Genomic DNA, 15,072 nt, shown 5'->3' with positions numbered 1-15,072 from the left:
ATGAAGCATTCATTGCCTCATCCTTTTTTCTTTCACTTAGTTAACTAACTTCCAAATGTCGTTTCTCTGATACTTCTTCGTTCTTATTATGAAAATAAACCCAAATGCACGCAATAAACAATAGTGATGATGTAGAGAAGAAAACATATTGGAAACCAGCATGCGCTGCAATTTGTCCACCAAGTATTGGTCCAATCATATTTCCTAAAAACTGAAACGATTGATTATACCCAAATATTCGTCCCGTTACATGGGTTGGTGTATGTTGTTTTAGTAGAGTTTGTACGGAAGGTAATAATCCTGCTTGTGCGATACCTAATAAAAATCGAAGAATTAATAGTTGCCAAGCTGAGGTTACAAATGCTTGCGGAATAAAAATAATTCCTGCAGCAAACAACGCTACAACTAACGTTTTTTGAGGACCGATATGATCTGATAATCGTCCGAGTCTTGGTGCTGCCAAAATAACAGCTAATCCTGTCGCTGACATAACAGCGCCCGCAATTGTTTCAATATGCGCAGTTTGAGGACCAACTAAATTTTTCACGTATAATGTAACAATTGGCTGAACAGACATATTAGCAAGTTGAATAATAAATGTTGTTACAAACAAACTAATAATTAAATGCTTAGCTGGAACCATCGTCCATACTTTTTTCGTTTGTACTTTTTTTGCTTGAGCAGAGTGATTTTCTTCATGTAAGAAGAAAAAAACGATGAGAAAGGAAAGGAATAAAAAAGCTCCTGTAACAAGAAAAACATGGCGCATTCCAATTAACTCAGACAAATATCCTCCAAGTAATGGACCAAGTAAAGAACCGCTCACGCCACCAGTTGAAATTGTAGAAATTGCCCAACCTGAATGTTCTTTCGGAGTTTCTGCTGCAATAAATGTCATCGCGGTTGAAAGGAAACCAGATACTGCTCCCATTAAAAATCTTAGTGCGACTAATTGATATACATCCGTTACAAACCCCATAAGCGTCATAATAATCGCCATACCAAGGCTAGCACGAATTAGCATCAATTTCCGTCCATGTATATCACCAAGCTTTCCCCATATCGGTGATACGATCGCACCCATTAAAAATGTTACACCAAATGCAAGTCCCGACCACTGTGCAATACTTGAAGTGCCAGTCACTCCTAATTCCTCAATATAAAAAGATAAAAAAGGAATTACTAAACTCATACCGGCTGCAGTGGTAAAACAACCTAGCCAACAAATCATTAAATTTCGTTTCCAGCTGGCCATTTTCACACCTTCTTTCTTTAGATACCCATTCTACACCCTTTCTTATAAAAAGTTTAGTAATTTGCTTTATATGTAAGATTTACTACAAAACCCGCTATTTTCTAATAAAAACCACTACATTCCCACATTTTTTTCATAATAAAACCAACTCCCGTATATGGAGTTGGTTACTTATTCCCTATCGGTATTAAACGAGCATCACAAGTTCTTTCATAAAACTCAATCGGACCTGCTTGCCCAATAATTGCATATTCATATCCTTCTTGCTTCATACTATGTAAACAACGATGTAACAATTGCTTCCCTACACTTTTCACACGATTTTGTTTCGCCGTGCCCATTGGACCAAACAATCCTTTCTTTCCTCTCACTACGTCATAACAAGCGAAACCTACTATCACTTCTTCTTGTTCTGCTATATAAATAGGTACATTTTCTTTATATGTACGAAATCCGTACTCTATCGAATGTAACCAACGTTCACCAAATTCCTCACTAACAAAACTTACTAATTTCCCAAAATCAGAAGAGTTAGCCTTTCTAACATGACAAGTTAAATGAGTATAAGCAGGAACAAAACATTTTAAATCAACCGCTAAATCTCTTGGCTCTTCTACAATACGTAATATCTCTTTTTGTATTTGTGGATTTTCAATAAACGTATCCGCGCGAAAGAGTGCATATATAACATGTCCTTCATTCATTATTGCTTGCTGAAAACGTTCCATACGTTTTTTCGCTATTTGTAAAACTTCTAGAGTCTTATATGATAACTTATAATGCCCTATTTTTTTATACTCTTGATTCGTTAAATCATTTTGTTTTTGTATTGAAAGTTTTTCTAAAAAATCCGTCCCCACGTTACGAAACAAATACATATACAACTCGCTGCATACGCCAGTACCTTCTTTACACATGCCAATAAATAAATGAACTGGTTGAATGATATTACTTTCTCCCTCTTCTGCTGCAATCTTCAATATGTTATGAACACGTTTTGTAAATTGAAATTCCTCCATATGTACCTTCATCCCCTACTACTTTACTATTAAACCGTAACCATAAATAAGTGAAACAATGATTCCAACTATCAATATACCTGGCAGTAAATTTGCCACTTTAATTTTAATAATACTAAGTAAGTTCAATCCGATAGCGGCTATCATAATACCACCTGTAGCTGTCATTTCTACTATAAATTGATTCATTAATTCTTTCGGAACCAAACTATTAATTTGTGTTGCAAAAACCGCAATACCACCTTCATATAAAATGACTGGAATCGCTGAAAATACTACGCCAATCCCTAGAGTTGTCGTTAATATAATAGAAATAAATCCATCGATAATTGCCTTTGTAAATAAAATATCGTGATTTCCGCGAATCCCACTGTCGAGTGCACCAAGTATACCCATCGCACCAATTGCAAATATTAAAGTAGCTGTTACAAAACCTTCTGATATACTCCCTTTCCCTTTCGATCCAACTTTATTTTCTAGCCAATCTCCTAACTGTTTTAACTTTCCCTCTAATTGTAACCATTCCCCGATAACGGTACCAATTACTAAACTTAGTATGACAACAAGAAAATTTTCACTTTTCAATGCCATTTGAAGTCCAAGTACAGTAACCGCTAAACCGATTGCATGCATAATTGTTCCCTTCATACTTTCTGGAATTCTACTAAATAATTTACCTAGTAAAGTACCACATATAATGCAAATTCCATTTACAACTGCTCCTAATATAACCATTTCTCATTCTTCACCCTTCAAATTCTTTATTTCTATATTTTGGTTTATTCATTGATTTACAGGTTATCTATATGTTAACTTAATATTGAGAATATTAACAAATGTTTTCCACTGCATAAACCGCATTTTTTATATCTGTACATAAACCAATTACTTTTTTGTAGACTCATTGCTAATTGAATTGCGGGATAAACTCAAAAGGGAAGGTATTTATGAAAACTTTACTAAAACGATTTTTGTTAATAGCCTTTTGCATTACGCCAATTGTTGTATTAATTAACCACTCTTTTACTTCAAAAGCGAAAGACAAACCCGATTTCCAAAACAAATCTAGCAAAACTGCTTCAACGAGCGAGAAGAAAATAGAAAACCCGGAAATTACCCTCACCTTTTCTGGTGATACAATGTTCGATTGGCAATTACGTCCGGTAATCGAAAAAAACGGGGCTGATTATCCATTCCAACATGTAAAAGAAGAAATAACAAAAGCTGATATTTCTTTCGTTAATTTAGAGTCAGCATTTACAACGAGAGAAAAGAAAGCTCCAGGACAACTGTTTTGGATTAAAAGTGATCCATCCACGCTTCAAGCTATAAAAAACACCGGTTATGACATCGTAAATATCGGGAATAACCATACACTTGATTATGGGCAAGATGGATTATTAGATACAATCTCTCATGTAGAAAAATTAAAGTTCCCTTATATCGGAGCCGGAAAAAATGCAAAAGATGCATATACAGCACGAGAAATGACTGTAAAAGGAAAAAAATTCAAATTTCTTTCCTTCGTTCGATTTATGCCTGATACGAATTGGGTAGCTGGTGACAATAAACCTGGTGTTGCGAATGGGTATGATTTAAATCTCGTAACAAAAACAATTAAAGAACAAAAGAAAGACGCAGACTATTTAATCGTCTATATGCATTGGGGCGTTGAGAAATCAAATCGTCCTGTAGAATACCAAAAACAATATGTACCTAAAATGGTTGAAGCAGGGGCTGACGCGATTGTCGGGAGTCACCCGCATTGGTTACAAGGATTTGAGTATTATAATAAAGTTCCTATCGCTTATTCATTAGGTAACTTTTTATTCCCAAGTTATGTGAACGGAAAAAGTGCCGAAACTGGCGTATTAACTTTAACTTTTAAAGGAAAGGATGTCCAAATGTCATTCAATCCTTATATCATCCGTAACAATCAAGTTTCCCCTGTAAATGAGGAAGAAAAGAGAAAAGCTCTACAATACTTACAAACAATTTCAACTGATGTAGACATTGATGATACAGGGAACATAAAAAACAAACGAAACTAGACAACGCAAGATCTATTTCTCTGTAACATACTTTACAGAATAGGTGATGAACATGCTGAAAGATTTATTAGAAAATGTAAGTTTGTTAGAAAACATTTATAAAATATCTATAGCCGTTCTACTTTTATGTTCATTTTTCTCTGTTAGACTTCTAAAAAAAATAAAACGCGAGCGAAAACTTACTACCTTTGAATTTACTATGTATGTAATTATTCGCATTGCGATACTCTTTTGGTTAACTAGCTTTATCCTTCTTGAATATGGAAAGTATATAGTTTAACTATAAAAAAGATAGAACAAGCAGCATTTCCATTGCTTGTATCTATCTTTTTTATTTGGATGCTAACTCTTTCCTTCTATTAAATAAGTAAATCAAACAAAACAGGATTTTTATTAAGCTCCATAAATTGAATGTTATTTTCTTTAAAACGGGTAATTAACTGCGCGTAATCTTCTTTATGTTTTAACTCTACTCCGACTAACGCTGGACCATTTTCCTTATTATGTTTCTTAATATACTCAAAGCGCGTAATATCATCTTCTGGTCCTAATCCTTTATCAAGAAATTCTCTTAGCGCACCTGAACGCTGCGGGAATTCAATGATGAAATAATGTTTTAATCCTTCGTAAATGAGAGAACGTTCTTTCATCTCCTGCATTCTATCAATATCGTTATTTCCACCACTTAATGTGCATACAACTGTTTTACCTTTAATTTCATCCTTGTATAGATCAAGTGCTGCAATAGAAAGTGCACCAGCAGGCTCTGCTACAATCGCATTTTTCTTATACAGTTCTAAAATCGTCGTACAAACCTTTCCTTCTGGTACTAAAACGATGTCATCAATTACATCTTTACACGTTTCAAATGTTAACTTTCCTACCTTTTTAACTGCTGCTCCATCAACAAAACTATCTATTTTCTCCAATGCGACATTATCGTTTTGAAGAAAAGCCTCTTTCATAGATGCTGCTCCCATTGGCTCTACCCCAATAACCTTTGTAGCAGGACTAACACCTTTCACATATGTACCAACACCTGATGCTAATCCACCGCCGCCAATTGCTGTAAAGATATAATCCACTGGTTTCTCCATATCATGCATAATTTCAACTGCCACTGTTCCTTGACCAGCAACCACATACGGATCATCAAATGGATGAACAAACGTCATTCTATTTTCTTCACAATAACGCTGTGCTTCTTGAAAAGAGCTATCGAATGTATCACCAACTAATACAATCTCTGCGAAATCACCACCGAAAAATTGTACTTGCGATACTTTTTGTTTCGGCGTCGTTGTTGGCATAAAGATTTTTGACGGAATCTTCAATAAATTACACGTATAAGCTACCCCTTGTGCGTGATTACCAGCGCTTGCGCAAACAACACCGTTTTGTAATTGTTCTTTCGGTAAGCTTTGAATTAAATTGTACGCACCACGAATTTTGAAAGAGCGAATCAATTGTAAATCTTCTCGTTTTACATAAACGTCACAATCATATTTCTCAGATAAAACTGTATCACGTTGTAACGGTGTTTTAATAACGATATCTTTCAAGCAATTATGAGCCATTAAGATATCTTCAATTTTCACTCTCTCCTTTACCTTTTGCACCATTTCATATCATCCTTATCTCTTTTTAATTAGCTCAATCAAAATTCGGGACTTTTAAGACTGCACCTGTATTCGCCGATGTTACCATTTGTGCATAACGCCCAAGCCAGCCCGTTTTCACTTTCGGTTCTGGTCGTTTCCATTCTTTTTTACGCTTATCTAATTCTTCGTCACTCACTCTTACTTCTAACAACCTTTCCTCAACATCGATACAAACGATATCCCCTTGTTCAAGAAGTGCAATCGTCCCGCCCGCAGCTGCTTCTGGTGAAATATGCCCTACCGAAATACCACGTGAAGCACCAGAGAAACGACCATCCGTTAATAGCGCAACATCTGCACCTAATCCCATGCCAGCAATTGCTGACGTTGGTGCTAACATTTCCGGCATACCAGGACCGCCTCTTGGTCCTTCATAACGAATAACAACTACATCTCCTTTCTTCACTTTCCCAAGCATAATACCCGCAAGAGCCTCATCTTGTGAATTAAAAATAACGCATGGTCCTTCAAATCGTTTTACTTCAGTTGCTCCGCTTTTAATAACTGCTCCATCTTTCGCGAGGTTTCCTTTTAATATACGTAATCCCCCTTCTTCACTATGAGGGTTTTCAAGAGAATGAATAACTTCCTTATCTTTAATCTCTGCATGAGCAATATTTTCTCTTAATGTTTGCCCCGTAGCAGTAATACGATCTAAATGAAGTACTCCTTCTTTTCGGCTCATCTCTTTCAAAATTGCACTAATCCCGCCTGCACGATCAATATCTTCCATATGCCAATTGGAAGCAGGGCTTACTTTACATAAATGTGGTACACGCCTTGAAACGGCATCAATACGGCTCATATCATAATCTAGTCCTGCCTCATGTGCGAGTGCTAATGTATGTAACACTGTATTTGTTGAACCGCCCATCGCCATATCAAGCGCGAACGCATCATCAATTGCTTCTTCTGTTACGATGTCTCTCGGTTTAATATCTCTTTCAATTAAAATCTTTAATTTCTCTGCTGCTTGTTTAATTAATTCTTCGCGTCTTGGATCAATAGCTAAAATACTACCGTTACCAGGAAGAGCTAAACCTAATACTTCACATAAACAATTCATAGAATTCGCTGTAAACATACCAGAACAAGAACCACAAGATGGACAGCCATGATCTTCAATATCCTTTAATTCTTCTTCTGAAATTTTCCCAGATTGATATGCTCCTACTCCTTCGAACACAGAACTTAAATCGACAACTTCTCCTTTAGATGTTTTTCCGGCCGCCATCGGACCACCTGAGACAAAAACAGTTGGAATGTTAATACGAAGTGCCGCCATCATCATACCAGGTGTGATTTTGTCACAGTTTGGAATACAAATCATACCATCAAACCAATGGGCATTTACAACCGTTTCTACTGAATCTGCAATAATTTCACGACTCGGAAGCGAATAACGCATACCGATATGCCCCATCGCAATACCGTCATCTACTCCAATTGTATTAAATTCAAATGGAACCATACCTGCTGCACGCACTGCTTCTTTAACAAGTTTCCCAAACTCATTTAAGTGCTTATGACCTGGAATAATTTCAATAAAAGAATTACAGATTGCTATAAACGGTTTATCAAAATCTTCATCTTTCAAACCAGTTGCTTTTAATAAACTACGATGCGGCGCTTTATCAAAACCTTTTTTAATCATGTCACTTCTCATCTTGTCAAATCCCCTCTTACGTATTTTTCACTTGCAATCTATTACTCTATTTCTTTACTAATTCTTTCGGTGCATCAATCCAGCTCATCATTTCACGAAGCTCAGCCCCTACTTTTTCTAACTGATGATTTTGCTCTGCTTTTTTCATCGCATTATACGTTGGACGCCCAGCTTGGTTTTCTAAAATCCATTTCTTCGCGAATTCACCTTGCTGAATTTCTGTAAGTACTCGTTTCATTTCTTTCTTCGTTTCATCTGTAACAATTCTCGATCCTGTTACATAATCTCCGAACTCTGCCGTATCGGAAATAGAATGGCGCATGTTCGTTAAACCACCTTCGTACATTAAATCAACAATTAACTTTAATTCATGTAAACATTCGAAGTATGCAATTTCAGGGCGATATCCGCCTTCTGTTAACGTTTCAAAACCAGCTTTCACAAGTGCAGTTACACCTCCGCAAAGTACCGCTTGCTCACCAAACAAATCCGTCTCTGTTTCTTCTTGGAATGTCGTTTCAATTACACCTGCACGTGTACACCCTACACCTTTTGCATACGCAAGTGCTACATGTAATGCGGTGCCCGTTGCATCTTGATGTACTGCGACTAACGCCGGAACACCATTTCCTTCTTGAAATACACGGCGAACGAGATGTCCTGGACTTTTTGGCGCGACCATCGCTACATCTACGTAACTTGGCGGATTAATTTGTCCGAAGTGAATATTAAATCCATGTGAGAAAAGTAACATTTGCCCTTCACGGAGATTCTCTTCTACCCCTGCTTTATACACATGTGCTTGCTGTTCATCTGGCAGTACCATTTGTACAACTTGCGCGGTTCGAACTGCTTCTGAAACAGACATTACTTCAAATCCATCTGTTTTTGCTACTTCAAAAGACTTACCTGGTCGAACACCAACTACAACTTCCACACCAGAATCACGTAAATTTTGTGCCTGCGCATGACCTTGAGATCCATAACCAATTACCGCAACTGTTTTCCCTTTTAATAACTCTACATTTGCATCTTTTTCATAATACGTTTTCATATTCGATACACTCCTTATAATTTATTTACTTGCAGTACATCAATTAATTTTTTCAACTGACTAACGAGTAATGTCGCTTCATTTTCAGTACAAACTGCTGTGAGTTTCATTTCAGAAACGCCACTAGTATCTCTTTCGTTTAAATGTAAAGAAGAAATATAATAGCCACGCCGAGCAAAAATCCCACTTATACGTAATAAGACGCTTGGCTCGTTATGAATAACGAGTGAAAAAGTATGACTCATTCTTCCCACCTCTTCATAATCATTTCGTTATTCCCTTTATTTGGCGGAACCATCGGAAATACGTTTTCACCTTCTTCTACACAAAAATCAACTACGACAGGACCTTCATGAGCAATTGCTTCTAACATCACTTGTTTCGCCTCTATTGAATTTGTAGCCCTTAACCCCTTCACTCCATAAGCTTCTGCCACTTTCACAAAATCTGGCGATCCAATTTTTGATTCTGATAAACGATTTTCATAAAACATTTCTTGCCATTGCCTTACCATCCCTAAAAATTTATTGTTTATAATAAATACTTTTACAGGGATGTTATTTTCAGCAATTGTTTGTAGTTCTTGAATATTCATTTGAAAAGAAGCATCACCCGCAATACAAATGACGAGTTCTTCTTCTTTCGCAAGCTGAGCACCAATTGCCGCCGGGAAACCAAACCCCATCGTTCCTAGTCCGCCAGATGTGAGAAAAGTTCGTGGATTTTTCGCTTTATAAAAATGCGCAGCCCACATTTGATGCTGTCCTACTTCTGTCGTAACAATCGCTTCACCATTCGTTAATTCACTTACTAAGCTAATAACATGCTGCGGTTTTAAATCACTTTCTTTTTGATTATAGGAAAGAGGGTATTCTGCTTTCCATTCCTCGGTTTTCGTAAGCCATTCATCCGTCTGTGTACAAATCGGCATATGTAACAACATGTGTAACGCTTTTTTCACATCCCCAACAACTGGATATTCCACAGTTACATTTTTATGAAACTCCGAAGGATCTATATCAATATGTACCTTTTTTGAATAGGGAGAAAAGAGTTCTAATTTTCCTGTTACACGATCATCAAAGCGAACACCTAAAGCAAGTAATAAGTCACATTCTGTTACTGCCATATTTGCAGCGTACGTTCCATGCATACCGAGCATTCCTAAAAATAATGAATCTCCCGGCGGATATGCACCTAGTCCCATTAAAGTTGACACGACTGGAATACGATTTTCTCTCGCAAATTTGATAAGTTCATCAGATCCACCTGAATGAATGACACCTCCTCCAATATAAAGAAGTGGGCGTTTCGCTTTTGAAATTTCTTTAGCTACCTCTTTCAGTTTCATACTGTCTGGCATAGGCTCTAGTTTGTACCCTGGAATCTCAATCACTTCATTGTAAAAACTTGTTACATTTTCATTTTGAATATCTTTTGGAATATCAATTAATACCGGCCCCGGTCGCCCGCTTTCGGCGATGTAAAAAGCTTCTTGTACGATGCGTGATAAATGATTCACATCACGAATTTGGTAATTATGCTTCGTAACAGGTACTGTGATTCCAACAACATCCGCTTCTTGAAATCCATCTTTACCAATTAAAGACTTTGCAACTTGCCCTGTAATGACAACTAAAGGAATCGAATCCATATAAGCATCCGCTAAACCCGTAACTAAATTCGTCGCCCCTGGGCCAGAGGTAGCAAAGACTACCCCGACCTTTCCAGAAGCTCTCGCATATCCTTCTGCCGCATGAATGGCAGCTTGTTCATGACGAGTTAAAACGTGCTTCAAACCACTTCCGTATAACGCATCGTATACTGGCAAAATCGCTCCACCCGGATAACCGAAAACAGTCGTTACACCCAATTTCTTCAAACATTGAATCACGTGCACAGCGCCTGTCATTTCTTCATACTGTAACTTCTCATACGCTGTATACTGCTGCTTCATTTCAATTAACTCCTCTCTTTATTTATGCTAAGCTTTCCGTCAGCCCGGGGACACGTACTCCTCTTTCTCTCGTTAATTTTTTAAATTCTTCGGTCAATTGTTTCGTTACACTTCCTGGTTTCCCATCTCCAATTTCTCTGGAATCAACTTTTACAACTGGAATTAACTCCGCTGCCGTTCCTGTTAAAAACACTTCATCTGCTACATATACGTCATGGCGAGTAAATGGCCTTTCCTCACACGGAATATGAAGTCGCTCACATAGCTCAATAACACTATTTCTTGTAATACCTTCTAATGCTCCTAAATAGGATGGCGGGGTTAATACTTTTCCATCTTTCACAACGAAAACATTATCTCCAGATCCTTCACAAACATATCCTTGTTGATTTAACATAAGAGCCTCTAGCACTCCTGCTTGTGCCGCTTCAATTTTTACAAGTACGTTATTTAAGTAGTTCATCGACTTAATGCGTGGGTCTAATGCATCTGGTGTATTACGTCTTGATGCAACAGATACAACGCTTAATCCATTATCGTAAAATTCCTGTGGGAATAACTTTAATTGTTCTGCAATGATAATAACGCTCGGTTTCACACAACTTCTCGGATCGAGCCCTAAGTCCCCTTTTCCTCTTGAAACAATTAACCGAATATAAGCATCTGCATACTCATTTTTTTGAAGTGTCTGTAAAACCGCTTCTTCCATTTCGTCAACCGTCAGCGGGATTGTAAGTAAAATAGATTTTGCCGATTCATATAATCGTTTTACATGTTCTTTTAAACAAAATACATTTCCACCGTAACTACGAATCCCTTCAAATACACCGTCTCCGTATAAAAAACCGTGATCATATACTGAAACAACTGCCTTTTCTTTTTCTACAAATTCCCCATTCATATAAATGTACTGATTTCCCATCTCACATCGCTCCTCTTTTTTTCTCTCTATTTTTGCAATCTATTTCTATATCGATTGCTGAGATGAGTGTTTTTTAACAGAATATTCAGTATATAAACCTTAAAAATATACTCGTCTCAACAATCGATTACATACATACTTGTAGCGATCCATTGCTGAGACGAGGGAATCGTGGTACCACTCAGCTTCCTTACACTTCTCACGAAATATAAGCTCTGCAAGTCCAATTAGACTTTTGTTTTTCTATCGGAAACAACTCCGCTACTTTTTACTAGTTTTCAAAAGTAGTGCTCCGAGGTGATCTTCAATGATGAAATTGTTGCCACCCTCACAGCATCTGGGTAGCTCTCTGAAACAATTTTTATCATTTACTCTCCTCTTCTACGCATTCTCTTATTTTTAAAAATAAAAACTCTCGCCTCAGCAATCAACTACTACAATTTAGTAGCTTTGATTGCTGAGGCGAGAGTTTCGCGTTACCACTCAGCTTCCTTATACTTCTCGCGAAATATAAGCTCTGTAGGTCCAATTAGACCCCCGTCCTTTTACCGGAGACGATGCCGTCGCTCTCTACTCAGTTTCCCTTTCGCAAGCGATGCTCCGAGGTGATCTTCAATGATTCGATTGTTACCACTCTCACAGCCTAGGAGCAGCTCTCTGAAACGATCATAACCATCTACTTTCCTCTTCTTTGCATATATAACATATAAAGTTAGAAAATTCTTAATTAACTTTTATTTGTTACACGTATTATAGGACGTTGTTCTTTTCATTGTCAACATGTTTTTTCAAAAAAATCAAAATTGGAATACATTACTTACATACACTCATATATTACTTAAGTATGTTTGCATTACTACATAAAGAAAAACTTATAAAGTTTACGAGGAGATGAGGAGACTATGTTAAAAGGGAAAGTAGCGTTAGTTACAGGAGCAAGCCGAGGAATTGGACGAGCGATCGCTAAACGTTTAGCAAATGACGGTGCATTGGTTGCTGTTCATTACGGTAATCGAAAAGATGACGCTGAAGAAACTGTTCATGAAATTCGATCAGAGGGTGGTCAAGCTTTTTCTATCGGCGCAAATTTAGAATCCTTACACGGTGTAGAAAACCTTTATAACGCTTTAGATACTGAATTACAAAAGCGCACTGGTGAAACACAATTTGATATTTTAATAAACAATGCTGGCATTGGTCCTGGTGCTTTTATTGAAGAAACGACTGAACAATTTTTTGATAGAATGGTTTCAGTAAATGCAAAAGCACCATTCTTTATCATTCAACAAGCACTTCCACGTTTACGTGACAATAGCCGAATTATTAATATTTCATCCGCTGCGACCCGCATTTCTTTACCTGATTTTGTTGCATATAGTATGACGAAAGGCGCTATTAATACAATGACTTTTACACTAGCAAAACAGCTTGGAGCACGAGGAATAACGGTGAATGCAATACTTCCAGGGTTTATTAAAACGGATATGAATGCAGAACTCTTGAGCGATCCAATGATGAAGCAGTACGCTACTACTATTTCCGCTTTCAATCGCTTAGGTGAAGTAGAAGACATTGCCGATACTGCCGCATTTCTTGCTTCTCCAGACAGCCGCTGGGTTACTGGACAATTAATTGATGTGAGCGGAGGATCTTGTTTATAAAAAACATATATTTTCAAATCTTTTTTATTGCGCAATAAAACAAATTGTATAATACTATATAAAACATATATATTTAGGAGGATTACAGCAATGTCCGAAAAAACATACGAACTCGCAACCTTTGCAGGCGGTTGCTTTTGGTGCATGGTAAAGCCATTTGATGAACTTCCTGGCATTCATAAAGTACTTTCCGGCTATGCAGGTGGTCATGTAGAAAACCCAACATATGAACAAGTAAAAGCGGGTACATCTGGTCATTTAGAAGTTGTACAAATTACATTTGATCCTTCTATTTTCCCATATGAAAAATTACTGGATTTATATTGGCCACAAATCGATCCAACTGATGATGGCGGACAATTTTTTGACCGTGGTCCATCTTATCGCACCGCTATTTTTTATCATACCGAAACGCAAAAAGAGCTTGCTGAAAAATCAAAACAAGCTCTTGCAGAAAGCGGTATGTTTAAAGAGCCAATCGTAACTGAAATTCGCCCAGCTGCACCTTTTTATGAAGCTGAGGAATACCACCAGCATTTCTATAAAAAGAACCCAGAGAAATATGCTACTGAGCAAAAAGAATCTGGCCGTGAAGACTTTATAAAAGAAAATTGGCAAAAGAAATAATAAAAACGCATCGTGCTTTTTTTCAAAGTGCGATGCGTTTTTATTTTTGATAAAAGTACCATACAATGATGAGAACAACCGCTGTTAATGTCCAAAGTACTATCTCGTTTTTCACCCTACTCTTTTTCTGATTCATTCCATCCCCTCCTAGTAACAATTAAGCATAGTCAAGACTTCTTTTGTTCAATTGTCCACTGGATAAAAGTAAATAAATCCTTACATATTCTTATAATAAAACCACCAATAATTCCAATTGCAATTGAAATTACTAACATCTTTCCAAAACTAAAAGAATTTGTATATGTTATGTAGAGAACGATACATATAAGTAAAACATCCAGTAAAGAAAGTAAAAACCTTTTAAACATTCCTTTTTCTCCCCTTTACTTTATTTATCTCTTCTACTGTCAACTTTGCAATAAAGTTTGTTCAAAAATTCCATTTAGACAATCATTTTACGAAAAACAATAAGAATCCCTTTTCAAAAGGGATTCTTATTCAGCAGATTTAAGTTTAATTATTTTCTACATATCCTATTCCATAATTACTCCTAAATAGAATAATATTACTAATGATTTATTGTAAATTGACTATTTTCCAGGCAACCGGATGTTACGCCAGCTACTTACGTCACATTGACCGTATGTATTTTCACCTACTGCTACCACCGTGCCGTCTGATTTCAGGCCGACTGTATGTGCACAACCAGCCGCTATCGCTACAATATCGCGCCAATCACTTATATTACATTGACCATACTCATTCCACCCCACCGCCACAACGGTACCGTCTGATTTCAGGCCGATTGTATGATTCGTACCAGCTGCTATCGCTACAATACCTCGCCAGCCACTTACGTCGCATTGGTTATGTTTATCATTCCCCACTGCAATCACTGTGCCGTCCACTTTAAGGCCAACAGTATGAAGATACCCAGCCGCTACCGCTACAATATCTCGCCAGCTGCTCACATCGCATTGTCCATATCGATTATTCCCCACCCCCATCACTGTGCCGCCCACTTTAAGACCGACTGTATGCCAGTCACCCGCCGCCGTAGCCACAATATTTCGCCAGCTGCTTACATTACATTCTCCTTCTTTATTTCGCCCTACTGCCATTACCGTTCCATCCAGTTTAAGGCCAATGGTACGACGCCACCCAGCCGCTACCGCTACAATATTATGCCAGTCGTTCAC

Annotated in this window: 15 protein-coding genes and 2 other annotated features; of the genes, 4 read left to right on the top strand and 11 right to left on the bottom strand. The window is 37.4% G+C overall.

Features of this window, described 5'->3' with window-relative positions:
• Nucleotides 1-40 precede the first annotated feature (40 nt).
• The 3 genes from MR083_RS00075 to MR083_RS00065 form a co-directional block, all read right to left on the bottom strand.
• Nucleotides 41-1,255, bottom strand: a complete 1,215-nt coding sequence (locus MR083_RS00075; RefSeq protein WP_000179308.1) for a multidrug efflux MFS transporter — start codon at nucleotides 1,253-1,255, stop codon at nucleotides 41-43.
• A 167-nt stretch (nucleotides 1,256-1,422) separates the two neighbouring features.
• Nucleotides 1,423-2,274, bottom strand: a complete 852-nt coding sequence (locus MR083_RS00070) for a GNAT family N-acetyltransferase (protein WP_242268190.1) — start codon at nucleotides 2,272-2,274, stop codon at nucleotides 1,423-1,425.
• 18 nt (nucleotides 2,275-2,292) lie between these two features.
• Nucleotides 2,293-3,009 carry a DUF554 domain-containing protein gene (locus tag MR083_RS00065; RefSeq protein ID WP_000236008.1) on the bottom strand — a complete coding sequence of 239 codons (717 nt, stop codon included), beginning with the start codon at nucleotides 3,007-3,009 and terminating at the stop codon, nucleotides 2,293-2,295.
• 212 nt (nucleotides 3,010-3,221) lie between these two features.
• On the opposite strand from MR083_RS00065, the gene MR083_RS00060 reads away from it, so the two are divergent.
• Nucleotides 3,222-4,325, top strand: coding sequence for a CapA family protein (locus MR083_RS00060; RefSeq protein WP_000854506.1), 1,104 nt, complete (start codon nucleotides 3,222-3,224; stop codon nucleotides 4,323-4,325).
• A gap of 52 nt (nucleotides 4,326-4,377) precedes the next feature.
• On the top strand, nucleotides 4,378-4,605 hold the full coding sequence (locus tag MR083_RS00055) for a hypothetical protein (RefSeq protein WP_000910223.1): 228 nt from the start codon (nucleotides 4,378-4,380) through the stop codon (nucleotides 4,603-4,605).
• Between the two features lie 79 nt (nucleotides 4,606-4,684).
• Here the strand turns inward: MR083_RS00055 and ilvA are convergent, their stop codons facing one another.
• The 6 genes from ilvA to ilvE are packed head-to-tail and all read right to left on the bottom strand — an operon-like array spanning nucleotide 4,685 to nucleotide 11,585.
• The gene (gene ilvA, locus MR083_RS00050; protein ID WP_242268188.1) at nucleotides 4,685-5,947 is read right to left on the bottom strand and encodes a threonine ammonia-lyase IlvA; all 1,263 of its coding nucleotides are present in this window, start codon (nucleotides 5,945-5,947) and stop codon (nucleotides 4,685-4,687) included.
• A gap of 31 nt (nucleotides 5,948-5,978) precedes the next feature.
• Complete coding sequence (gene ilvD, locus MR083_RS00045; protein ID WP_001255810.1) at nucleotides 5,979-7,652, bottom strand: dihydroxy-acid dehydratase; 1,674 nt, start codon at nucleotides 7,650-7,652, stop codon at nucleotides 5,979-5,981.
• A gap of 46 nt (nucleotides 7,653-7,698) precedes the next feature.
• Entirely contained in the window at nucleotides 7,699-8,706 is a 1,008-nt protein-coding gene (ilvC, locus tag MR083_RS00040) for a ketol-acid reductoisomerase (RefSeq protein WP_242268187.1), read from the bottom strand.
• Nucleotides 8,707-8,720: 14 nt separating this feature from the next.
• A complete protein-coding gene (locus MR083_RS00035; protein WP_000019916.1) occupies nucleotides 8,721-8,951 on the bottom strand; it encodes an ACT domain-containing protein in 231 nt (76 codons plus the stop codon).
• The gene (ilvB, locus tag MR083_RS00030) at nucleotides 8,948-10,663 is read right to left on the bottom strand and encodes an acetolactate synthase large subunit (RefSeq protein WP_242268185.1); all 1,716 of its coding nucleotides are present in this window, start codon (nucleotides 10,661-10,663) and stop codon (nucleotides 8,948-8,950) included. Before ilvB ends, MR083_RS00035 begins: the two co-directional genes overlap by 4 nt.
• Nucleotides 10,664-10,685: 22 nt before the next feature.
• Nucleotides 10,686-11,585: a branched-chain-amino-acid transaminase gene (ilvE, locus tag MR083_RS00025; protein ID WP_016717163.1), complete on the bottom strand. Its 900-nt coding sequence runs from the start codon at nucleotides 11,583-11,585 to the stop codon at nucleotides 10,686-10,688.
• Nucleotides 11,586-11,738: 153 nt separating this feature from the next.
• Nucleotides 11,739-11,978: a binding site (T-box leader), on the bottom strand.
• A 62-nt stretch (nucleotides 11,979-12,040) separates the two neighbouring features.
• Nucleotides 12,041-12,286 (bottom strand) — a binding site (T-box leader).
• A 201-nt stretch (nucleotides 12,287-12,487) separates the two neighbouring features.
• Here ilvE and MR083_RS00020 point away from each other — a divergent pair.
• Both MR083_RS00020 and msrA read left to right on the top strand, forming a co-directional pair.
• Nucleotides 12,488-13,246, top strand: a complete 759-nt coding sequence (locus MR083_RS00020; RefSeq protein ID WP_000911811.1) for an SDR family oxidoreductase — start codon at nucleotides 12,488-12,490, stop codon at nucleotides 13,244-13,246.
• A 90-nt stretch (nucleotides 13,247-13,336) separates the two neighbouring features.
• Nucleotides 13,337-13,873 (top strand): peptide-methionine (S)-S-oxide reductase MsrA, encoded by a 537-nt coding sequence (gene msrA, locus MR083_RS00015; protein ID WP_001291871.1) that lies wholly within the window; start codon nucleotides 13,337-13,339, stop codon nucleotides 13,871-13,873.
• A gap of 167 nt (nucleotides 13,874-14,040) precedes the next feature.
• Here the strand turns inward: msrA and MR083_RS00010 are convergent, their stop codons facing one another.
• Both MR083_RS00010 and MR083_RS00005 read right to left on the bottom strand, forming a co-directional pair.
• Nucleotides 14,041-14,241, bottom strand: coding sequence for a hypothetical protein (locus tag MR083_RS00010; RefSeq protein ID WP_000476275.1), 201 nt, complete (start codon nucleotides 14,239-14,241; stop codon nucleotides 14,041-14,043).
• A gap of 222 nt (nucleotides 14,242-14,463) precedes the next feature.
• The coding region (locus MR083_RS00005) for an RCC1 domain-containing protein (RefSeq protein WP_242268184.1) at nucleotides 14,464-15,072 on the bottom strand (609 nt) is incomplete at its 5' end.

Origin of the sequence: Bacillus cereus group sp. BfR-BA-01408, from assembly GCF_022663305.1 — a bacterium.
Lineage (GTDB): Bacteria > Bacillota > Bacilli > Bacillales > Bacillaceae_G > Bacillus_A > Bacillus_A pacificus.
The sequence above is the reverse complement of the archived record's forward strand: the minus strand, read 5'-3'. Positions and strand labels throughout refer to the sequence as shown.